The organism is Sinobaca sp. H24, assembly GCF_023845525.1.
The window spans coordinates 361916-383951 of the sequence record NZ_JALBWT010000002.1 but is presented as its reverse complement, the minus strand read 5'-3'; the positions used below and the strand labels follow the sequence as shown (position 1 = coordinate 383951).

The following is a 22036-nucleotide window of genomic DNA, read 5'->3' as shown; positions in this document are numbered from 1 at the left end:
CTATAGTTAGAACCAGAAAATGCCTATAAACGAAGGAAAGTATTCTATTGGGATAAGTACCATTTATAGCCACAATGCTGATTATCAATCCTTCCCCTCTTTTCCCTGCTTTAAAACGTTATTAAATCAGGTTATCCCGCGTACGTAAAGAATAAACGACCGCTGTCCTGCTTCTCCTCAGCGGGCTGCCGCCTGTTAAAAGGAAAAGCCCGAGAGATATACAGTGACGGCCACAATAAATGCTGGCAGCGCCACATACCATTTATTATACATCGATAATAACCAACAGCATGTTTATTTTAACATATACTTGCTTTTAAGCAGTTGATTCCAGGAATTTTTTTGAGTGTATTAAAATTTATTTAATGTTTCTATAAAATCATTAATATGCTGCAGCGAGCTGATCGTATCATTACACGTTTCACTGGATTGGCAGATATAATTCCCCCTGCTCGTATACGTTTCCTTTCCGCTTTTGACAACTGCCATAAACAGGCCGATATTTGTGTGTCCATGACACACTGCGCAAATTCCTTTACGTGTCATCGGTTTAAATGAACCGCTCCAGCCGGTCATCCCCCGCCGATGCGGAAATATAATATTTTCGTTCTGAACGGATATCATTCCAGCTCATATAGGTCATTCGCTTTGCATCTGATCTTCCCAGCTCAGGTATTTTTATTTTTTTTGCTTTAGGAAAAAGAGTCCTGATTTCACTGTTTGTTATTTCCGGAAAAGGAATAACAAAGTCTCTGCCTTTTGCAAGGTACAGCTCTGCCTGCAGGGATTCCCTCATAGAAGCTGCTTTTAAAATATACTGCTTTTGTTCATCCGTCAGTGGGGGAAGCATTTCTAGAACTTTCTCAACCGCATTTATCCGGGTTGCGTCCAGCACTCCCTTGTCCTGGGTGGCTCCATGTGCCTGCACAATAATTTTTACCTGGCGCTTTAGAAAATTATACTGATCATTGCGCAGAAAAGGCTGGATCCCTGTTTTGTTTGATTCAGCCATTTAGATCCCTCCTTTATGTTCAAAGTCTATACATCAACATGGAAACCAGCGCTGTCGCTTTTCATCCTTCTCCCTATCATACGATACTTTATTCGTTACTTGAAGAGAGTTCTACTTCTCTATCATTAAGAGGCTGGACCGGACGGTGATTTTCTCCAAATATTTTGAAATTGTTTAATCTGTTCGGAGGACATGGAGATTGGTTTTTCATAAATCATCCATTTTACCTGCTCGGAGCAGGGCGGCGTGGTCAAAGAACCATTGTAATGAAATGAATCGGCATCTTCAGGCAGAAGCTCCTGGACATTAATTAAATTCTCTACAGGTATATTACTATCTGTTTCTTCTTTAGGGAACTTGTTCCATACCGGCATCAGCGTTTCATTTTCGGCACCTTCTTTTATCATTATGCGGCCACAGCAAGCTCCCTTCCTTATTTGATGAACAAGATGAAGTTCCATCTCATAATGTTCCCCGTTAAACTGATGTTCGCTCGGAGTATGAAAATGAAACTGTACCAGCTTATAGTTATTGTCTTCTATAGATAAAACGTTATCAGGCTTTGCTGCATGCGCCATAAGAGTATGGCCATCATTTGCAAGACTGAATTTCCCCCTGATAGTTCAGTTCCACCTTCTCCCGGGCGGAAGATTCAGTGACCTCGGAAAACTCTAAGTTAATCGGAGATTGTTCCGTACCGTCTGCACATGTTTGAAAAGCGGGATCCAGGCTTCCCCAATTTTCCGGTCCGGCATCTTCTCCATACGTCCATTTCTGTGTGTTTTCATCTTTCGTTTCGCTCTGTTCCTGCTGTTCTTCCGGTTCGTTTTGGCCCTGTTCTGATGTTTGTTCCTGGCATCCGCTCAGCCCTGCGCCGATAAGAAATAATGCAAGCGTTAATTGTTTGGTCATTATTTTCCTCTTTTCTAATAGTGATATAGACTCCTGATGTTTTCAATCTGCTGCTAAAGGATAATAAAAAAGGAAGAACAACCCTAATTTATTGTAAATAGTGGTAAATGTAGTTACAATATGCCAAATATAATAATATGCATAAAAAAAGCCCCTCCTATTATAATAGGAGGGACCGGGTTAATCTTACTGCTTCATTATCTTCTTTTTGGAAGAGATGGATCTTTTCGTACCGTTTTATAAAAAGAAACCCCCATTAATAATATGACAACCGAGAAAGGCAGAGCAGCAATAATGAGTATATTCTGCAGCCCCTGCGTCCCTCCGAAGTAAACTACTACAGCTGCTACTGCAGACATAGTAAGCCCCCACATTACTTTTACCGCGTTAGGTGGATTAATAGAGCCTCCTACCGTCAGCATCCCCAGTACAAAGGTAGCTGAGTCCGCAGAGGTGATAAAGAAAACAGCAATAACTACAATAGTAATTATCGACATTAAAAAGCCGAGCGGGTATTCCTGTAAAACGGCAAATGTGGCCGTTTCAAGCGAATAATCCGATATCGTAGCTATTCCAAGCTGTTCAATATTGATAGCTGAAACTCCAAAAACAGCGAAGAAAATAAAGCAGACAATCGCTGGAACAAACAGGACACCGAGCATAAATTCTTTGATGGTACGTCCTCTTGATATACGAGCAATAAAGATGCCTACAAAAGGCGACCAGGAAATCCACCATGCCCAGTAGAAAATCGTCCAGGCATTAATCCACGAACGGTTATCTTCATTTAATGGCTCTAAATGAAAGCTCATATCAAAGAAGTTGGAAATATATCCACCCATCGTATTCGTAAACATATTAAAAATGTATAAAGTCGGTCCTACAATAAGAAGCATCAGCAGGAGTATAAAAGCTAAAATCATATTAAAATTACTTAAATACTTGATACCTTTGCTGATGCCTGTCCAGGCAGATAAAATAAATAAAGCTGTTGCTACCGTTAGAATTACCATCTGCGTAGCAAAGGTGTTCGGCGTTCCAAACAAAAAGGAGATACCTTCATTCATCTGTGCAGAACCGAATCCAAGCGTGGAGGCGACACCTACCACCGTTGCAAATACAGCGAGTGTGTCAATAAGCGTTCCTGGCAGGCCGCGCATTGCCTTTTCGCCAAACAGCGGCTCCAGCGTAGCACTCACAAGTCCTGGATATCCTTTGTGAAACTTAAAGTAGGCAAGCACTAACGCCACGACGCCGTAAACCGCCCAGGCATGAATACCCCAATGAAAAAAAGAATACTGGAGCGCTTCTTCTATTGCCTGGTTTGATCCAAGCTCAGCTCCCGGTGTATTAATGAAAGCGTGGGAGATCGGCTCGGATGTTGTCCAGAATACAAGCCCCATTCCCATACCGGCGGAAAACAGCATAGCAAACCAGCTGAGTAAACCAAATTCCGGTTTTTCATTATCCTTTCCTAACCGGATACGTCCGATTCTGGAAAATATTAGATACACACAAAATACGAGCATTAACACGACAATAATAAGATAATACCAGCCGAAAGCCGTAGAGAATGTAGTCGTCATTGTAGTCGTGACAGTCTCCAGCTGTGTCGGCGCAATACTTCCCCAAACTACCATAATGAGGCAGATTGAGATCGCAAACCAAAATACTAACGTTGCATTCTTCACTTCTTCACCTCATATGTTCGATTTTTTTTTGCTATGTACAGCCTGCTTCATATACCCTTTCCTGTTAGATTCAAACAAAATGCCATGTCCTGCTGTTCCAGTAAGTTATTTTACCATACATTAGCAGAGGAATTAATAAAGATTGCCACTTACCTTAATTTCTTCCTGAATGACATACTTTTCTACCTTCAGCAGATAAATACAAATCGAACGAAACATGCGTCTACCGCCTTTTTTTTACCACTTTACAGCTTTCTTATTTGAACTGCGGTTTTTTTACGATATACTGAATAGGACTAAAAAAGGAGTGCCTGTTTATGAGTGAAGAAAAAGTATAACGAAGTAGAAAACGGGTTATTGAACAATATCAGCAGGATGAACGAATGATGATTCTTGTATTTGCCCAATGGTGTATCAACAACGAGCTTGATCCTGCAGCCCTTTATAAAAAAGCATATCCCCTTCAGGCTGAAAATGCTGCTCTTCGGGACGGGGTCGCTTTAACGGTGCCTAAAGAAGAATCAGAACCTATTGCTGACTCCACCCTTTTAAACGTTCTGAGCCTGTTGGAAATGAAGACTTATCTGTCGTTGTATCCGAGTATATGAATATAGGAAGATAATTTGTTTAGGCTTGAGTTTTTATACGGAGAGTATTCATGTTAAAAAAGCGGACATTAAAAAAACAGCCCTGTATCCTTTTAATAAGGTATACAGGGCTTTTACGTTTATATTTTACCGGCAGGACAGTTTACGTATGTTCACTATGGCTGAGTGCCTGATTCAGCAGTTCAATAACATGACTGTCATCGCAGCTGTAGTACAGATAATTGCCGCTGCGCCTGTATTTTACAAGCTTCATCTGCCGAAGCGTCCGGAGCTGATGGGAAACCGCTGACTGATTCATCTGCAGAATATCAGCAATATGATTAACAGAGCATTCTTCTTCAGCAAGAAGATGCATAATTTTTATACGTGTTGGATCAGCCAGTGCTTTAAATAAATGATACGTATCCTGGGCATGCTGCTCTGTAAGCAGCTGATGCGAATCTTTTTTCATTGAAAAGCTCCTTTCTATACGGTGGAATGTTCCAGATGCCTGAGATCTTCATATTCAATCTGAATCGTGCTGTGTTCAATACCCAGGTTATCATAAATCCAGCGGTTTGCTTCAACAAGCACATCCTGGCCTTTTAAACGAAAATGTTCTTCCACGACGAGGTGACAGGTAAAGCTGTACAGGCCGGATGTGATAGTCCAGACGTGCATGTCATGGACAGCGAGCACTCCGGGAATTTTTTTAAGCTCTGCCTTTACTTCATCGCAGTCTACGTGGGCCGGAGCTCCTTCTACCAGAATATGAATGCTTTCTTTACACAGATTCCAGCCGGCAATACCGATCAATACAGCGATGCCTGCACTTAGAATCAGGTCCATCGCATACCAGTTAAAAAAATAAATGCTCAGTCCTGCAATAATAGCTCCAACTGATCCAAGGGTATCTCCTATAACATGCAAGAAAGCACCTTTCATATTCAAATTTTCTTTAATTTCCCCTCCGGATAATATATATAAACAGAGAATATTGGCAATCAAACCAACCACCGCAATGATAATCATCGGTCCGCCCATAATCTCCTGCGTTGTTCCCGCCCGCTGCACGGCCTCTGAAACGATGAACACAGCAATAACGAGCAGAGCCGCTCCATTAAACAGGGCCGCCAATATTTCGTAGCGGTGATTTCCAAATGTTTTTCTTTTAGATACCGCTCTTCCAGCCGCGATCATAGCTGCGAGACTGATAAATAAATTAAAAAAGTCACTGAACATGTGGCCCGCATCAGCGAGCAGAGCGAGACTGCCTGTCCATAATCCTCCTATTAGTTCTACGACCATCCAGCCCCCTATCACGATCAAGGCTAGAATAAGACTTTTTTTGTTTACATTGGTTCCATGAGAATGACTGTGGGAATGGCCATGATGATGTGCCCCCATAATTAAAACCACCTTACCTATATGTTTATATACTCATATTGTACCATCGTTTTTTTCTATGTAAACAAAAAACTCCGCTTATTCAGCAGAGTTTTCTTTTTCTGTATTAAACCGGATGGACTGACCCGGTGTTTGTACGATCAGCTGCTTTTTTAAAAGTCTGCCAACCGCTCTTTTAAATGCCGCCTTGCTTATTCCAAATGTATCATAAATGTCTTCCGGTCCGCTCTTATCAGTAAAAGGCATTTCTCCGCCATTCCTGGTTAAATAAATAAGAATCGCTTCTGCGTCACGGTCCATCCCTTCTACTTTCATAGGGCGGAGGCTGACGTTGATTGTGCCATCCTCTTTCAGGCCGATCACCCGGCATTCGGCTTTTTCACCAAGCCGGAGCTCACGCTCGCTTTCGCTGTGATGAAGAAAAGCACGATATCTCTCTTCGGTCCATAAAAACGATCCCACCTTGGAAGCGCGGTACACGTGGCCTTTAACTGATTGGTTTTGAATATCTTCCGGCGCTTCTTCAGAAGAATCCATTATTATGTCTTCATCCGCCGGGACAGCAAACAAGCGGCCTCTCGGATCCTGATGAAGTTTCACAAACAGCTTATCTCCTCGTTTTGGCCACACTTCCTGCAGAACAGGAAGATTGTCTTTTGAAACGAGCATATCTTTCTTCAGACCGATGTGAACGAAAACGCCCAATTTCGGGATCACGTCCGCAACGGTACTCCATCCATAGGACGACACCGTAACCTGGGGCAGGTAGCTCGTCGCCAGATAACTTCCTTCTTTGTTTTGATAAAGAAACACTTCTGCTTCTTCCCCTACTTCTGTATCTTCCTCTGCATCTACATACGGCATAAAGAATTGATCTTTTCCTCTTTCCAGAACAAATCCCTGGTTTTCTTCTCCAATTACATCACAAAACTGCACAGACCCTAATTCTCTCATTTTATCTACTTCCCATCATTAGTTGTTCTATTGATATGTTTAACCCCAGCCGGGTGAGTGTGTCTCCGGCTGTTTTCTCATCCGCCTGCCAGGCTGCTCGTTCAAGCGGAAGTGATACCGGGGCATCACAGCGGATCGCTGCCAGCGTTCTTGATAAATGCAGCATCTCCAGCTCTGCTTCAATTTTTCTGCGCTGGCCTGCCGGCAGATGTGCCAGATTGTCAAGCACCCCTTCAATTGTCTGGTATTCCTGAATCAGTTTTAACGCCGTTTTTTCCCCAATTCCTTTAACACCCGGGTAATTGTCGCTTGTATCGCCCATCAATGCTTTAATATCGACCAGCTGGTCCGGGTGACAGCCTTTTAATTCTTTTACTGTGTCTTCATTATATACTTGATAATTTCCCTGCCCTTTTTTCATAATGGCGATCTGAATTTTCTGGTTGGCAAGCTGAAGCATGTCCTGATCACCGGTAAGAATATACCTTCTGCTTCTTCTGCGTAAGCACAGGAAGCGTCCCCAGGCGTCATCGCTTCATAGTTTACTGCATCGATACTTGGAATGCCAAATCCATCTGTTATTTCCCTCGCCATGGCAAACTGCGGCACCATCTGCTCTTCCGGTGCAGACCGGTTTCCTTTATACGCCGGAAACAGCTCCGTCCGGAACGTACGGCTTCCCAGATCCCAGCAGCATACCACATGAGTAGGAGTAAATGACTCTACCGCTTTGAGCATATGTTTGGTAAAACCATGAACGCCATTGGTTGGAATGCCTTCTTTATTGTACATATAATTACCATGCACTGCTGTAGCAAAATACCCTCTGAAAAGAAGAGCCATTCCGTCTACAAGTAGTACTTTTTTTGTTCCATTAATTATTCTCCTATCTTTAGCTATTATGACCATAAACGTTTAGGTTCGATAACTGGCCAGAATACCTTTTTTACCGTATTGGATGATAAAACAAACGTATAAATTACAGCCACTGCAATGTAGAGCACTATTTCTACGTTTCCGTTAAAAACGGTGTAAAAATCTGTTGTCCGCAGATAGCGCAGCAGAAACCGTGCAGCAGATACACATACATTGTATTAAGCGCTAATGCAGAAAACACGGTGGGCCGGGACGGCACGAGAGCGAGAAAACAAAGGCTTACTATAATGGTAACTATATATAATCCAGCCGGACCGCCATCCTGCAACTGTCCCAATACCAAGAGCAGCGTAGGATTCACTGCCATAAAACCATTCGAACATGATATTGTCTGCGAACGGATAAAGAAGAACGGCGGCTCCTGCAAATACAATGATGCTTATTTTTGGATTTATTATCGTTCTCACCTGGTTCATCCAGCTTTTCTTCATAAAATACCCGAGCAGGAAGAATGGGAAAAATACAAGTGTTCTCGATATGCTCAGCACAGGCGCTATTTCCCACACTCCGGCAAGCATACTAATCAGCACAGCTGGAATCAGCAGGTAAATACTGTATTTAAAAAATATCATTAACACATAAAAAGTAAAAAGACTGAGCAGAAACCACAGGCTCCACAATGGTTCTAGCAGAGGATAAACAAGCTCTCTGTCTTCGATAAAATAGTAGTATACAGCATAAATCCCCTGAAATATTAAATAAGGAAGAAGGATTGTCTGCACAGGCTTTAAAAACTGCCTGCGGTCAATTGCTTTTTTGGCAAAATATCCGGCAATCAAAAAAAACAACGGCATGTGAAAAGAATAAATAATCAGATAGAGGGTTCGGACTCCCGTGTGCTCTCCTATATATGGAACAATCGCATGACCCATTACAACTAACACAATTAGAAGAAATTTAGCGTTATCGAAAAAGTAATCCCTGGCTCCAGCTTCTTGTGCTGCCACTTATATCACCTCGACAGTATTTTACCTTTCGGATGGTAAGCTGCTATTACGTCAGTACTCTTTATTTCCCTGGCGGCCCTTTTCTTTTATTAAATGTTTTTAATGGTTTGGCTTTGTTGCCAAGCCATCCTTTCCGGCGCAGCCAGACATAAATAAAGAATGTGAAAAAAAGAATAATTAGCCAGGCAAAAGCATAACCAAATGGCATCGACAATTCCGGCATCGAGTCGAAATTCATTCCCCATAATGCTCCCAATACCACGACAGGCGTGGTTAACACCGTGAAAATGGTCAGGGCATTAATAATTTCATTGGCACGGTAGGAAAATAAGTTCATATTTAAATCAAGAAGCGTGCCAATCTGATTATCATAATGATTAAGAAGAGTCATTACCCGCTCCAGCCGTATGTTTGTCCGTTTATAAATAGTCGTGTTCACCAGTTCATCAAGCATAGCTTCCTTTAAGGTCACTACAGTTTCTTCGATGGGGATGGCTACCAGTTTTAAAAACAAAAGCTCTTCACGCCGTTCAAAAATATCCGACAGAATCGCTTTACTATTAACGGCGTGGGCTTTCTCCTCCAAGTGGCTGATCTTTTCCTCATAGTCATCAATCCCTTTTAATAAATCCCCCAGCATTTCCTGAATAATACAGAGAAAAGCTTCAAATCCATTGGAAGCCGCGGGCATCGAAGACATTAACGAGTTTTTTTGTTTATTATCCAGAAACGTTTTCCATGCCCCCGCTGTTACCAGCTCTTCTTTTCGAACCGAGAAAAAAACAGCTGATCTGCATCAGCGGCTGATACGTCATGAAGCATACCATTTATAACAGGCTCATTCATTTCCTGATTATAAATAATTTCTATGTTATTTGTTGCTACCTGCTGTGCCCGGTTCCACCAGTTCTCAATAGAAGAGGACAGTTCTCCGGTATCATTTACATTGGGTACATCGGGGTCTATTTCCATCCAAGACCACTGGCTGCTCTCAAGTATAACGGTATGCCTTTTGTCCATATAGTTTCACGTTCCCCCTTCTATAGTCCCGGATCACTCTGCTTCCTATAATTATAACAGGCAGACAGCGCTTTCTCCCCTTTATATCCTTGATTGTTTAAAATACGCAGAGAACGGAAAGATGAAATAAAAAAGGAAGTGCTATCAATGAGATATCTATTTATTTCCGATATCCACGGTCAGTATTCAGCTTTAGCCGCCTTATTAAAAAAACTTGAGCCGACCTCCGATGATATTCTCATTTTTGTAGGTGATTACGTGGATCGCGGTCCTGATTCCAGAAAAGTTATCGACCTGCTGCTGGATCTGAAAAACGATCCGGATATGCATACTTATTTTTTAATGGGCAACCATGAAAGCATGATGATAGAAGCTTTGCAGCATCCGGAGGCAGAGGACGCCGTAAGCCTTTGGCTGCACAACGGAGGCAGGGAGACGCTTTTAAGCTACATGCAGAAAGGCCACTCCCTCCCTTACGAGGAAGCGGCCTCTCTATTTAAAAATGAATACCCCGGCCACTATCAGTTTATTCAGCAATTATCAATATATCATGAAACCGACGACCATATCGCTGTGCATGCCGGAATTGATCCGGGCCGAGATGATTGGAAAGATACGTCCACTCATGATTATTTATGGATCAGAGAAGCTTTCCATTACTCAGATATTCTCAATACGAATGGAAAAAAAGTAATTTTCGGCCATACTCCTACGCTGCGCTTTCATGAAGATGCCGGAATATGGTTTCAATCCGACAAAATAGGAATAGATGGAGGGGCCGGGTTTAAAAAACAGCTTAATGCCCTGATTTATGAAGATGGTGCTTATCAAACCATGTTTGAAAAAATCAAGTAGTCTCTTCCATATACTTGGACAAAGCGACAATCATAGCCCCCATTCGTTCGTTTTCGGGCGCTACAACGTTATCAATACCCTCTTCATGCAGAGCTTCTGTGGTAACTTTGCCAACAGATACAGCGGTTGTCTGATCTGCAAACACAGCGCGGATATCCTCTGCCCATTGATGTTTCTCTGCAAAACGAAACAGCGAATGTACCTGGATCGCCGTCGTAAAGCAGACGGCCTGATAGGTTCCATTTTTTAATTCTGTACACAAAAGCTGAACGGTTTGACTGTCCGGTTCTACGTGCTGGTATGGGAGCACCTCCTGAACGTGTGCTGCTCCTTTTTGCTTTAAAAAATCATAAAGAACAGGGGAACGTACTCCATGCAGCTGCACCATTACATTTTTCTGCTCTAAATCCTCTCCGGAAAGCTCCCTCATCAGGCCCCTTGTTGTGCCATCATCATCACGGACGGCAGGGATAACGCCCAGCTCTTTCATAGCATTAAACGTTTTGTATCCTCTGACCGCCACATCTGCCTGCTTTAAATGCTTTGTAAGCATTTCTTTTTGTCCCATTTCCTCTGCTGCCCCCATCAGGGATTTGACGCCGATGCCCGTCGTAAATATGTACCAATTGGGTTTAGAAGAAAGTATTTCTTCAATGGAAGGCTTTAAGGCATCTTCTGCGGGAAACACTGTTCCCTGAAGCGATCTCACTGCGGCTGTGCCGCCCTGACGTTCGATAATTTCAATCATTTCTTCGGTTTTTCTGGATGCCGCAACAGCTACATGTTTGTTTGCGAGGCCTTTTGCCATATAATAGTCTCCTTTTTTCTATTTAAACTGGTTCTTTTTCCTAAATTGTACATGATTTCGATTTTACCAGCCAAACAATATTTTATTATTATGGTTTGTGAAATTATAATAATAAACGTTTTATTTTCGTTTCCTTGTTTTCTTCCCATCCTTCCCCTATAATGAGTTAGTTAAAGACGTCTTTTCCTTATTTACGTGAAGGCATCGAAGTTTTCGTAAATAAGTGTTATCATAGTAAAGATAAAAACTAAATGTAAGGATGTATGTAAATGATTACTTGCCAAAATATTGGCCTGCGTTATGGTGACAAGAAACTCTTTGAAGATGTAAACATTAAATTCACTCCCGGCAACTGTTACGGCTTAATTGGAGCAAACGGCGCCGGAAAATCCACGTTCCTTAAAATCCTATCCGGAGAAATTGAATCCCAGTCCGGTCATGTTCATATGGAAAAAGGCCAGCGCCTTGCCGTATTGAAACAGGATCACTTCGCATATGAAGACCATCAGGTAATGGACGTCGTTATAATGGGACATGAACGCCTTTATGCGGTTATGAAGGAAAAAGACGAAATCTACATGAAACCGGACTTCTCTGATGAAGACGGCATGAAAGCGGCTGAACTCGAAGGCGAATTTGCAGAAATGAACGGCTATGAAGCGGAAACAGAAGCGAGCCAGCTTCTGCGTGGCTTAGGTCTTCCCGATGAGTTTCACTTTAAAAATATGAGTGAGCTGACAGGTTCTGAGAAAGTAAAAGTTCTCCTTGCCCAGGTATTGTTTGGTTCCCCGGACGTTATCCTTATGGATGAGCCGACCAACCACCTCGATGTTCATGCTAAACAGTGGCTGGAAGAATTTCTTATCCAGTTCGAAAATACGGTACTCGTCGTTTCCCACGATCGTCACTTCCTGAACAAGGTTTGTACCCACATTGCCGATCTGGATTTTGGAAAAATTGAGCTTTACGTTGGTAACTACGATTTCTGGTATGAATCCAGTCAGCTTGCCCAGCGCATGGCCAAAGACTCAAACCGCAAAAAAGAAGAACAGGTGAAAGAACTTAAAGATTTCATTGCCCGCTTCAGTGCGAACGCATCGAAATCCAAGCAGGCTACTTCCCGTAAGAAAACGCTCGAGAAAATTAATATAGAAGATATTAAGCCTTCTTCCAGACGTTATCCTTACGTTAACTTTAAGCCGGAGCGAGAGCTTGGAAATGACCTGCTCGTTGTTGAAAATTTAACAAAGTCCATCGATGGCGTAAAAGTAATCGACAACTTAAGCTTCCGTCTAAACCGTAAAGATAAGGTAGCCTTTATTGGCAGCAAGGAAATTGGCAAGACGACCCTGTTTAAAATTCTCGCAGGTGAAATGGAGCCCGACAGCGGTACGTATAAGTGGGGATTAACTACTTCTACTTCTTATTTCCCTATCGACAACTCTGATTATTTCGAAGGCGTAGAATTGAACCTGGTGGACTGGCTGCGCCAGTATTCACCAAACGAGCAGACAGAAACCTTTATCCGCGGTTTTCTCGGCCGCATGCTTTTCTCCGGCGAAGAAGTATTCAAAACAGCAAATGTTCTTTCCGGTGGCGAAAAAGTCCGCTGCATGCTCTCTAAGATGATGCTTGCGGAATCCAACGTGCTGATTATGGATGAGCCGACCAACCACCTGGACCTTGAGTCCATCACTTCTTTAAATAACGCGTTAATTGATTTTGACGGTTCTATTTTGTTTACTTCCCATGACCATGAATTTATCCAGACGATCGCCAACCGTATTATTGAATTTACGGATAACGGCTTTATCGATAAAGAAATGAGTTACGATGAATACATCGTAGAACAGAACAGCCAGAAAAAAACAGCTTCCAAATAATAAATGAAAAAGCGTCCCTTCACTAGTGAAGGAACGCTTTTTTTATGAAAGAAAATAAACACGCACATTCACAGCCCGTTTTCTTCCAGGAATTCATTAATTGTTTCCGCTTCAACGGCAATACCAACCGCTTCCCCGGATTCTTCTGTGCCTCTCGCAAACACAATACCTTCTACATCTCCTGTTTCATTAAGAACAGGACTTCCGCTGCTGCCGTTGAACACAGAAGCAGAAATGATCATCCGCTCTTCCGGCCCGCTCCCGGGAGTTATAATTTCTCCCCTGCTTGCAATCCAGGTCAGCCGCAGCGGATTTCCAATAACATAAATTTCCTCTCCCCCTCCGGCAGCTGATTCTTTTATAGAAAGCCCGGGAATCGACCCTTCCTCTATTTGGAGAAGTGCCAGATCTTTTTCTGGATCTGCTGCAATGAGTGAAGCTTCCCGCCATTCTCCATCTTCACTGTACACGCCAATTTGATCTACCCCTTCAACTACGTGCTGGTTGGTTAAGAGATAACCATCTTCTTGTAGAGCAAAGCCGGTTCCTCTTTTTTCCTGCCCGTCCGCCTGGCCCTGCACGGTTACAATCGAGTCTTTCCAGCTCTCCACTTCTTCATTTTGAAAAATAGTATTTGATTCTTGCAGAAGCCGCAGTGAATCAAGACGAAACCCATCAAACAAGAGATAGCTTGATTGAAACACCAGCAGCATCGCAATACCAATAGCAGCTATTCTAACCCCTGCCCGTTTTCCTTTTTTCTTTTTTCTTTTTTTAGGGGACTCTGCTTCTTCTTCCAAAAAATCTTCAGGCTCCGGCTCCTCATATTTTTCATCGTAGAGCTCTTCTATGCTGTCTTTTTTCTTATTTGTCATCAGCGCTTCTCTCCTAAGTATTGGGGTCTAAACACCAGCATCTTCTTCAGACAATTGACAAACAGAGAAAAACTGGCTACAATAAAGCCTAGTAAATTAATGTGAATACTCAAATTAAGAAAGGGCGTTATCTCATGAAACAGCATTCTGTTCTTCCAGGCGCCGCCTCTTTTTATTATCAGGCCGGAAGCAGCGCCGTTCTGCTCTGCCACGGATTTTCCGGCACTCCGCAGAGCGTTCAGGAAGTTGCTGCCGCACTATTTGAGCATGGCTATTCTGTATATGCGCCTCTTTTAAGCGGGCACGGAACGCATTTCACAGATTTGGAACATGTTACTGCAGCCGATTGGAAGCAGGATGTAGAGAAAGCCTACGAATGGCTTGCTTCCAGGCATGAGCGTATATTTATTATGGGGCAGTCGATGGGCGGCACCCTTGCGTCTTACTTAGCCTCTTCTGCAGAGAAGGCAGCCGGCATGATTCTTATTAATGCTGCGATGGAGGTGCCCTGTCTTGCAGAAATGGCAGAAGCCAGCACTTCTTCTTTTATTGCAGAAGGAGAGCCTGATATCCACGATACCTCACAGCAGGAAATAGCCTACCTTCATCTTCCCGTACATGCTATCAGGGAGCTGGTCGGGTTAACCCGCGAGGTAGAACCGGTTCTAAGCTCCATCAGCATTCCCGCCCTATTGTTTAAATCAGCGGTGGATCATGTCGTACCTCCTGAAAATACGACTAAAATCTATCAATCCATCCGTTCCGAGGATAAGACCAGCATTACCCTACCCAATTCCTATCACGTAGCTACGATGGATTATGATAAGCATATCATCATTGACCAGACCGCTTCATTTATGAACCGCATTTCAGCCCTTGACCAGCCGGTACTGGGAAAAGGCCATGAATAGAAGCATACAAAAGCGGGAACAGAGAAAAGAAAGGAGCGGTTCATCCAAATGAATTCACCTATACAAACAATTGCCTTTGATGTGTACGGCACTTTATTTGACGTACAGTCTATTTCTTCCTCCTGCGAGGTATTTTTCCCCGGAGAAGGAGAAAGCGTCAGCCGATTATGGAGGGAAAAACAGATCCAATATACGTTTCTGCGCCAGATTATGGGACGCTATGAACCTTTTTCCAAAGTAACGATGGATGCTCTTCGTTATGCTTCAGCAGCCCACGGCAGAAAATTATCATCCCCTGAAGAACAGCAGCTCATGCAGGCGTATCAGACGCTCGATCTCTTTCCGGAAAGCCGGGAAATTCTTGAGCACTTAAAAAATGAAGGCAAACAGCTCGTTGTATTTAGTAACGGATCCGACGATATGCTGCTGCCGCTGCTGCGCTATGCAGAGATTGATCAGTATCTGGACTTAGTGCTGACGGTGGATGAAGTTATGCAGTACAAGCCCTCTCCGGCCTCTTATACGTTAATTCTAGATCATACTGGACGTAAAAGACAGGAAATTGCATTTTTATCCAGCAATGGCTGGGATATCAGCGGAGCACAGGCTTTTGGTTTTCATACCGCCTGGATTAACCGCAGCGGTCAGCCGCAGGAAGAACTTGATGTACCTCCGGAAGTTACTTATGATTCTCTCCACCCCCTAAAAGAGTGGGCATAACACATCCTGCAGATATGAAAAAAGACGCGGAAATACTATCCGCGTCTTTTTCTATGACTTAAGAGGAAACCGGTTCAAAATAATCTTTTTTAAATCCGGCAATTTTTTTACTATCGTCAATAATAAAGTAAAATTCCTCTGTTTCATTTTTCACTTCGTATACGCTGCCTGGAGTCAGTACACTGTCTACCTTATATTTCGCAGCGTTGGCGTGAATGCATTTAATTTTTCTGCCTGTTTCTGCGGTCTCCCACGTTTTATGTATCATATAACGTCCCTCTTTCCACTCTTATTTACTGATCAAAGTATAACAAAAAACCAGCTCCCCTAAAAGGGAAGCCGGTTTCTATTAGACAAACATACCTGCAATCGAAGCACTGAGAAGAGATGCCAGTGCACCTGCAGCTACGGCACGAAGACCAAGCTGGGCAATTTCCCCGCGTCTTTCCGGTACTAATGCACCAAATCCGCCAAGAATAATAGCCATGGAAGATAAGTTGGCAAATCCACACAGCGCGAACGTAATGACAATGACAGATTTCTCGGATAGGTTGGCAATTTCCGGTGCAAAAGAAGCATAGGCTACAAATTCATTAATAGCCAGTTTCTGACCGATGTAGCTTCCGGCCTGCATCGCTTCTTCCCACGGAACACCAATCATAAAGGCAACCGGTGCAAACACATAACCTAATATTAGTTCAAGCGTCAGGTTACCGGCTCCAAAAAATCCGCCGACGGTGCCAAGCAACAGGTTAATTAATGCAATAAGGGCAACAAATGCAATCAGCATCGCGGCAACGTTCAGCGCAAGCGTCATCCCTGTAGAAGCGCCACGGGCTGCTGCATCAATAACGTTCTGGGACTCGGTGTCTTTCCCAATAACGATATCGTCTGTTGTGTTTTCCGAATTCGTTTCCGGCATCATCATTTTTGCCATAATTAAACCCGCCGGTGCTGCCATGAAGCTTGCAGCAAGCAGATAGTTTAAAGGAATTCCAAGACCTGCATATCCAAAAAGCACAGAACCTGCAACACTGGCAAGTCCTCCGGTCATGACGGTAAACAGCTCGGAGCGCGTCATGCTCGGAAGGTACGGCTTAACAACCAATGGGGCTTCTGTCTGTCCGACAAATATGTTTGCGGCGGCTGACATGGACTCAGCTTTACTTGTGCCAAGAATCTTTGAAAGAAGGCCGCCAATAATTTTGATGACAAACTGCATAACACCTAAGTAATATAAAATACCGATAAGAGAGCTGAAAAAAATGATAACCGGCAGTACTGTGAAAGCAAAAATCGCTTCTTCAAGAATAAAATCACCAAACAAAAACTGTACACCTGCGTTAGCACTGTTAATAACTTCCTGAACCCCTACCGTAAACTGCTCCAGGACCGCCCGTCCAAAATTCCACTGCAGGACGATAAAAGCAAAAAACACCTGAAAAGCAAGTCCCCCTAAAATCGGCCGGAATTTTATTGATTTTTTTCCGGTGGAAAGCAGAAAAGCTAAAAATAGTATAAAACAATACCCATTAAACCCCATAAAAAGTTCATTGGCCGCCACTCACTCCTTTTTTTGAAAACGCTTCCCTTCCCTTTAAATTAGGAAAGATCATGGATACTTTATCAAATAAATGACGAAAAGTAAACAGTCGTTTGCTGAATCGTACAAATTTTATGTAATATTCCTTAACATTGTATACGGAACACATAAAAATTCGTAAATATACTATGAAAATCGTAAAAAACAAAAAACCTGCCATTAGTATAATGACAGGAGTCCGGCTTTTTTTACTCGACGCTTAAGCGGAGATCAGGAAGATGATTAAGTATAAACTGAGACTTCTCTGCATCCGAGCGTGAGGAGAATTGACGATAGTATTTAAGGGCGGTCTCAAAATGAGCAGGCATATTATTGTATTCATCCAAAACGCGGTCAAATGCATCATAAGCAAGCATCAATGCTCCGACCAGATCAGTTATCGGCATAATATACGTTTTGGAGTCGTGGTGGGAGGCTGTGCATAAAGTCATATGCTCTACCTGGTCATCGAAAAAAGCCGCTGCTTCTTCTACATATGGACGATACAGCGGATCCACTGATTTTGCTTTCTTTTCAAACAGCGAACGCCATTCCCGGCAGAAGCTTATCAAATACGGGAGATCATCCTTTATAATGGTTATATCAAAACCAGCCTGCCTGATACGATCCATGCTCATAGGCTCCATTGTCGTCTGGCTGGTTCCTACATAGTAAAATTTGCGGCGATAAGCTTTCATATGACACCCCGTCTTTCTAAATTAATCAATGTAGTTTATTTTCCCCATTGTAACACTTAATACAAGCGTTTCCTACTATTTTTATTCGGTCCGGTGTATCTGTTCGAGTTCTTCTATGATGTCATACACGGCTGCTATTCCCTGCTCTGCAGTTAGACAGGCTACGCCCAAAGGCGTTCTCCAGAAGTAATCCGGTATTACCGGGGCCCTGGCTGCGGGTGCCTGATACAGTGCTTTGTATATGCGCTTCACATGAATGGAGGCATCCGGTTCTCCGGCAGTAGGATCACCTCTGGCCGTGTTAAACACAAACTGGACGGATTTCAGCAGGGTATTTCCCGGCATATACGCATATTCTTTATATCGTTTTACTCTCTTTCCCGCGCCTTCTGCAAGTTCATCTGCAACAGCCAGCTCTGCTGCCTGCTCTTCAAGGTGCCGGTAAAGTATTTTCAGCACCCTGCGTTTTTCTTCCATCATTAATTCATTTGTATATACGGAGCGAAGCACCTCATATGCCTGTTTTTCATCCATTTTCCGTCTGCTCTCCTTTACCAGTTAAAAGGGAAATCCAGATCGGTATCCATTTTCCCTTTAATCGTTTTAATGTATATACGCTCTCTGTTTAAAAACTCCCGGAAAGGGATTTTAACGGGCGGCCTGTTGCCTCCAATGCCTACATAAATAGACAGCGATGCTGGTTCATACACTGCAGTGTGGATCGTTCCGGACCAGTTCCGGTAATCGTTAGTGTAAATGCCCTGCCCATCATGATTAAACAAATAAAACAGATCGAGCTGTTGTTTATCGGACAAGTCCATCGATTTAAAAATCCCTTCCCGGCGGTAGGAATCCTTTAAAAAATGACGATTTTCTTCCTGAAGCTGTTCCGTAATAAAATGATTGGTGCACCAAAAATCATCTTCCTGCCTGACGACAAGCTTTCTGGGCGAAGCTTCCACCACTGCGCGTCTGCCGCCGGCATCATACATCGAATAGTTAAACGAATGACGATGCGGCACCTGCTTTAAAAACTGTACGGCTTCGTCTGTATTCCGGCAGTTTTCCAGCACCATCCGGCAGATGTTCGAGCAGACAAACCCCTCTTCCGGCTTAATACGATGCACGAAATGATAACCGATGGAAAGGCCATGCTCATTCATTCCGTCCGTACGGCCAACCATGCGCTGGGAAAAGCCAAATGTAGCAAAACCATGTTCCGGCTGATGCATCATCATCTGTCCTTCGTATGTCTTAGGAAAGTAATCATAATTTCTCGCATATATTCCATTCACCATTAATGCGCTGCAGCCGGCGCGCACCCGGTCACCCTGTAGCCGCTGTATTCATGGACCACGTCATACAATGGCCACTTCAGCTCTTCGGAAATTCCTTCCAGCTCATCCCAGATGCCGCTGGAATATCGATTAAGAAGCTGTTTTGTATCATTAAAATCGATACTGTAACGTCTGGTAGATTTTTCCCGGCGCTTCCAATGTACTTTTTCTATCAGTGTATCTTTCCACTCTCTGCCCTGCTGCCGGCCTATGTCATAGTAGGTCCCTCGATAGGCGCGCAGCGGCATATTTATTGTTTTCATAGCAGACTCCTTAATACGTTTATCTATTCCATTGTCTGGTGCGGTATCGAAAGGCCGTTCCTGCTCTCCAGATCCAGATTAAACTGCAAAGGGAAGCTGTAAATGCTGCAGCAGCAGGGAGCCAGAATGCGAGAGATGCCAATATAACTCCCCCGGCTGCGAGAATCCAGAAACTGATAAAAAGAAACAGACGATTCTGCAGGTGCATAGAATACTCAAACGTAAATTGCTTCTGCCTTTCCTCGGAGATGCGTTTTTTGTCCGGGGCTCGCAGATAGGCCTGAACGTCTGACGGCACGGAAAGCAGCGGACGGGCGTAATCTTTCGCGATGCTCTGCCAGCCGGCGCCGCCCGTCTCTTCCTGGTTGGCAATAATCCAGTCCATCACCGGTGGTTTTGAAGCTTCAATCAGATCAAGATCCGGGTCAATAATGTAAAGAACGCCAATCAGGGTGGACACTGCCCTGCCGAGAAAGGCAAATTCACTTGGCATTTGAATCGGTTCTTTTTCCATTAAATCCTGAATGTCTTCCAGATAGGCTTCCACTTTCCGTTCATCCCACTGGGACATATCTTCCTGAAAATAGCGGACCATCAGCTCTTCAAATTTCTCTTTCAATCTGTCCTTATCTGCATGCTCAAGCAAAAAGCCCAGCTCCCCCATCGCATCAATGGAATCCTCATAGCGGTCAAACACAAAACCTGCTACTATTTTTCGGAGGGAACCTGCCTGAGCCGGTGTTATCGTACCGGCCATACCAAAATCAATCAGCCAGAATGTGCCATCTTTATTCAAAAAAATATTTCCTGGATGAGGATCGGCGTGAAACTTCCCTGCTTTAAGCGCCTGTTCAAGAAATCCGGTTAGTAAACGCAGAGCCAGTTCATTTTTAGGAAGGCCCTGTTCTTCGATAAAAGCTGTATCAGTCACTTTAACGCCGTCTATCCACTCCATAACGAGCACTTTTTCCGTACATAAAGCTTTTTCATAGGCAGGGATAAAAAACTGTTCGGAATCTTTATAACGTTCACTAAAACTCATTGCGTTTTTATATTCCTTATAAAAATTCAGCTCATCTCCGATAACATCCTCTATTTCTTTGTAAAGGCGTTTCATATCGGTGGAATCCCCAATTTTTGTAAACCGGTCAGCCAGAGCCATTACCATGCGCAGCGCTTTAAAATCGGCCCTGATTATTTTTTCAATGCCCGGCCTCCGGACTTTCACTGCAGCCTGCCTGCCATCAATAAGAACTGCTTTATATACCTGACCGATGGACGCTGCTGCTACCGGATCGGTATCAATAGACTCCAAATAGGTATACATATCTTCCTGCCATTCAGATTCAATTATTTCCAGACAGTCTTCCCACTTTTCCGGCGGCACACGGTCGATTAAATCGGAAAGCTCGTCTATAAATTCTTTTGGAAGAATGTCTGCCCGTGTGCTTAGAAATTGGCCAAGCTTAATTAATAATCCCTCCAGCTCAAGGGCTTTTTTTCGATAAACAGCGGCCTGACTGCGAAGCAGTTCTCTCCATTCTGCTTCATTCCATTTTTTTGCATGACGCTTTTTAAACCAGACTACTTTTAAAAACATGGATATGCTCATCGCTAATATGGTAATGATACGGTACCAGGACATAAATTTCACGCGAATCCCCTCATTTTCCGGTCGTTCACCGACTAGAGCTTCTGCTTCTGTTATATTATGGTATCATAGAAACATCAATTTTCTTACTAATATGAATGTCTTGAATGGGGGGTCTTTGCATGGCCTTACGCGACCGATTTATCATGCTTTTACTATTTACTGCAGCTTTGATTGTACTGGTAATATCAATTGAAGAAATGCGTCTTTACCCATATGCTTCTTCTGTGCTTCTTTTCTTTGCAGTAAGCACCGCCGGAGGTCTGCTTTTCTACACCTTCCTTTCAACAGCCTTTGCAGCTGCGGGGGCAGGCATTTTAACTATTGCTTTTATTCTGCTTCCCTTCATTGAAGGCTCTGCGTTTATCTGGCCGGCTGTTATTTTAGGTACTTTGACGATTGCTGCTGTATCCGCACGGATGTATTCAGAAAGAAACGCATCTTCTTCATAACAAAAAAAGCATCAGCCCTGATGGGGACTGATACTTTTATCTATTTGCTGCTATTACAGGCAGGACCAGCGTCGAACATCACTAATAAGTTCCGTGACTTCACTATTTTTGAATTCAGTATCTTTTAATTCCTCGGTGAATAAATAAATAATAATCGTATGCCTGTCACGGTTATCAATTACTTCTACACTGCTTTTTTCTGCTTTTTCATTCACTACAGGCAGCTGGAGCCGCTTGCTTACTTTTTCTGCATCAATTCGGCCTTTAGGGATATCAAGAACAATTTTCAAGTGATCGTCCATATCATCACAGATCATTCCCCAGCGTTTACCAAACCAGGCTCTGCAGCCTGTTGTACTTATAAGAGTTAATCCGTAAGGCGGCGTTGACACAAATTTTGTGCTTGCCCATCCTTTAAGTTCCATGGCGCTGCAGAGCTCTTTAGCTTTTTCCACCACCAGCGTATGTTGATTTTCTTTAACTGGCATGTAAATCCCTCCTTCAAACTTACTCTACACCGCATTATGAATTTTCA

27 protein-coding genes and 2 pseudogenes are annotated in these 22036 nt (G+C 43.3%); 6 read left to right on the top strand and 23 right to left on the bottom strand.

Annotated features, from left to right (window positions below; translation table 11 throughout):
• Positions 1–351: 351 nt before the first annotated feature.
• The 5 genes from MMY81_RS05295 to MMY81_RS05275 all read right to left on the bottom strand — a co-directional run bounded on the left by MMY81_RS05295 (position 352) and on the right by MMY81_RS05275 (position 3615).
• Positions 352–522, bottom strand: a complete 171-nt coding sequence (locus MMY81_RS05295; RefSeq protein ID WP_252311909.1) for a hypothetical protein — start codon at positions 520–522, stop codon at positions 352–354.
• Positions 523–550: 28 nt separating this feature from the next.
• Positions 551–1012 (bottom strand): hypothetical protein, encoded by a 462-nt coding sequence (locus MMY81_RS05290; RefSeq protein ID WP_252311908.1) that lies wholly within the window; start codon positions 1010–1012, stop codon positions 551–553.
• Between the two features lie 125 nt (positions 1013–1137).
• Entirely contained in the window at positions 1138–1590 is a 453-nt protein-coding gene (locus MMY81_RS05285) for a carbonic anhydrase family protein (protein WP_252311907.1), read from the bottom strand.
• Positions 1591–1603: 13 nt separating this feature from the next.
• A complete protein-coding gene (locus MMY81_RS05280) occupies positions 1604–1924 on the bottom strand; it encodes a carbonic anhydrase family protein (RefSeq protein WP_252311906.1) in 321 nt (106 codons plus the stop codon).
• 197 nt (positions 1925–2121) lie between these two features.
• Positions 2122–3615, bottom strand: coding sequence for a BCCT family transporter (locus MMY81_RS05275; RefSeq protein ID WP_252311905.1), 1494 nt, complete (start codon positions 3613–3615; stop codon positions 2122–2124).
• A 383-nt stretch (positions 3616–3998) separates the two neighbouring features.
• Here MMY81_RS05275 and MMY81_RS05270 point away from each other — a divergent pair.
• Positions 3999–4237, top strand: a pseudogene (locus MMY81_RS05270) (hypothetical protein).
• 128 nt (positions 4238–4365) lie between these two features.
• Here the strand turns inward: MMY81_RS05270 and MMY81_RS05265 are convergent.
• The 8 genes from MMY81_RS05265 to MMY81_RS05230 all read right to left on the bottom strand — a co-directional run bounded on the left by MMY81_RS05265 (position 4366) and on the right by MMY81_RS05230 (position 9466).
• Positions 4366–4674, bottom strand: coding sequence for an ArsR/SmtB family transcription factor (locus MMY81_RS05265; RefSeq protein ID WP_252311903.1), 309 nt, complete (start codon positions 4672–4674; stop codon positions 4366–4368).
• A 14-nt stretch (positions 4675–4688) separates the two neighbouring features.
• Positions 4689–5609 carry a cation diffusion facilitator family transporter gene (locus MMY81_RS05260; RefSeq protein ID WP_252311902.1) on the bottom strand — a complete coding sequence of 307 codons (921 nt, stop codon included), beginning with the start codon at positions 5607–5609 and terminating at the stop codon, positions 4689–4691.
• A 78-nt stretch (positions 5610–5687) separates the two neighbouring features.
• Entirely contained in the window at positions 5688–6563 is an 876-nt protein-coding gene (locus MMY81_RS05255) for a CvfB family protein (RefSeq protein ID WP_120194299.1), read from the bottom strand.
• A gap of 1 nt (position 6564) precedes the next feature.
• A complete protein-coding gene (locus tag MMY81_RS05250; protein ID WP_252311900.1) occupies positions 6565–7023 on the bottom strand; it encodes a 5'-3' exonuclease in 459 nt (152 codons plus the stop codon).
• On the bottom strand, positions 6981–7406 hold the full coding sequence (locus tag MMY81_RS05245) for a 5'-3' exonuclease (RefSeq protein ID WP_252312001.1): 426 nt from the start codon (positions 7404–7406) through the stop codon (positions 6981–6983). The genes MMY81_RS05250 and MMY81_RS05245 overlap by 43 nt, the downstream gene beginning before the upstream one ends.
• 251 nt (positions 7407–7657) lie before the next feature.
• On the bottom strand, positions 7658–8446 hold the full coding sequence (locus tag MMY81_RS05240; protein WP_252311899.1) for an acyltransferase family protein: 789 nt from the start codon (positions 8444–8446) through the stop codon (positions 7658–7660).
• A gap of 61 nt (positions 8447–8507) precedes the next feature.
• Positions 8508–9173 carry a CorA family divalent cation transporter gene (locus MMY81_RS05235; RefSeq protein WP_252312000.1) on the bottom strand — a complete coding sequence of 222 codons (666 nt, stop codon included), beginning with the start codon at positions 9171–9173 and terminating at the stop codon, positions 8508–8510.
• A 23-nt stretch (positions 9174–9196) separates the two neighbouring features.
• Complete coding sequence (locus MMY81_RS05230) at positions 9197–9466, bottom strand: hypothetical protein (RefSeq protein WP_252311898.1); 270 nt, start codon at positions 9464–9466, stop codon at positions 9197–9199.
• Positions 9467–9613: 147 nt separating this feature from the next.
• Between MMY81_RS05230 and MMY81_RS05225 the strand changes: the two genes are divergently transcribed.
• On the top strand, positions 9614–10321 hold the full coding sequence (locus tag MMY81_RS05225) for a metallophosphoesterase family protein (RefSeq protein ID WP_252311896.1): 708 nt from the start codon (positions 9614–9616) through the stop codon (positions 10319–10321).
• Here MMY81_RS05225 and MMY81_RS05220 read toward each other — a convergent pair.
• On the bottom strand, positions 10314–11129 hold the full coding sequence (locus tag MMY81_RS05220) for a uroporphyrinogen-III synthase (protein ID WP_252311895.1): 816 nt from the start codon (positions 11127–11129) through the stop codon (positions 10314–10316). The two genes, MMY81_RS05225 and MMY81_RS05220, sit on opposite strands and share 8 nt — an antisense overlap.
• Before the next feature lie 269 nt (positions 11130–11398).
• On the opposite strand from MMY81_RS05220, the gene MMY81_RS05215 reads away from it, so the two are divergent.
• Positions 11399–13012: an ABC-F family ATP-binding cassette domain-containing protein gene (locus tag MMY81_RS05215; protein ID WP_252311893.1), complete on the top strand. Its 1614-nt coding sequence runs from the start codon at positions 11399–11401 to the stop codon at positions 13010–13012.
• A gap of 68 nt (positions 13013–13080) precedes the next feature.
• Here MMY81_RS05215 and MMY81_RS05210 read toward each other — a convergent pair whose 3' ends face one another.
• Positions 13081–13887: a S1C family serine protease gene (locus MMY81_RS05210; protein WP_252311892.1), complete on the bottom strand. Its 807-nt coding sequence runs from the start codon at positions 13885–13887 to the stop codon at positions 13081–13083.
• 134 nt (positions 13888–14021) lie between these two features.
• Between MMY81_RS05210 and MMY81_RS05205 the strand changes: the two genes are divergently transcribed.
• Positions 14022–14798, top strand: coding sequence for an alpha/beta hydrolase (locus MMY81_RS05205; RefSeq protein WP_252311891.1), 777 nt, complete (start codon positions 14022–14024; stop codon positions 14796–14798).
• Positions 14799–14846: 48 nt separating this feature from the next.
• Positions 14847–15518: a haloacid dehalogenase type II gene (locus MMY81_RS05200; RefSeq protein ID WP_252311890.1), complete on the top strand. Its 672-nt coding sequence runs from the start codon at positions 14847–14849 to the stop codon at positions 15516–15518.
• Between the two features lie 58 nt (positions 15519–15576).
• On the opposite strand, the gene MMY81_RS05195 is transcribed toward MMY81_RS05200, so the two are convergent.
• From MMY81_RS05195 to MMY81_RS05165, 7 genes and pseudogenes are all read right to left on the bottom strand, one after another.
• Positions 15577–15786, bottom strand: a complete 210-nt coding sequence (locus MMY81_RS05195; protein ID WP_120194309.1) for a DUF6501 family protein — start codon at positions 15784–15786, stop codon at positions 15577–15579.
• Between the two features lie 81 nt (positions 15787–15867).
• Positions 15868–17072: pseudogene (locus MMY81_RS05190) on the bottom strand (NupC/NupG family nucleoside CNT transporter).
• A 237-nt stretch (positions 17073–17309) separates the two neighbouring features.
• Positions 17310–17798, bottom strand: coding sequence for a hypothetical protein (locus MMY81_RS05185; protein WP_252311889.1), 489 nt, complete (start codon positions 17796–17798; stop codon positions 17310–17312).
• Between the two features lie 81 nt (positions 17799–17879).
• Positions 17880–18332 (bottom strand): hypothetical protein, encoded by a 453-nt coding sequence (locus MMY81_RS05180; protein WP_252311888.1) that lies wholly within the window; start codon positions 18330–18332, stop codon positions 17880–17882.
• 17 nt (positions 18333–18349) lie between these two features.
• Positions 18350–19096 (bottom strand): C45 family autoproteolytic acyltransferase/hydrolase, encoded by a 747-nt coding sequence (locus MMY81_RS05175; RefSeq protein WP_252311887.1) that lies wholly within the window; start codon positions 19094–19096, stop codon positions 18350–18352.
• Positions 19096–19398, bottom strand: a complete 303-nt coding sequence (locus MMY81_RS05170; protein ID WP_252311886.1) for a C45 family peptidase — start codon at positions 19396–19398, stop codon at positions 19096–19098. Before MMY81_RS05170 ends, MMY81_RS05175 begins: the two co-directional genes overlap by 1 nt.
• 19 nt (positions 19399–19417) lie before the next feature.
• Positions 19418–21043 (bottom strand): ABC1 kinase family protein, encoded by a 1626-nt coding sequence (locus MMY81_RS05165; RefSeq protein WP_252311999.1) that lies wholly within the window; start codon positions 21041–21043, stop codon positions 19418–19420.
• A 128-nt stretch (positions 21044–21171) separates the two neighbouring features.
• Between MMY81_RS05165 and MMY81_RS05160 the strand changes: the two genes are divergently transcribed.
• Positions 21172–21501: a hypothetical protein gene (locus MMY81_RS05160; protein WP_252311884.1), complete on the top strand. Its 330-nt coding sequence runs from the start codon at positions 21172–21174 to the stop codon at positions 21499–21501.
• Between the two features lie 53 nt (positions 21502–21554).
• Here the strand turns inward: MMY81_RS05160 and MMY81_RS05155 are convergent, their stop codons facing one another.
• Positions 21555–21989 (bottom strand): hypothetical protein, encoded by a 435-nt coding sequence (locus MMY81_RS05155; protein WP_252311883.1) that lies wholly within the window; start codon positions 21987–21989, stop codon positions 21555–21557.
• Between the last annotated feature and the right edge of the window lie 47 nt (positions 21990–22036).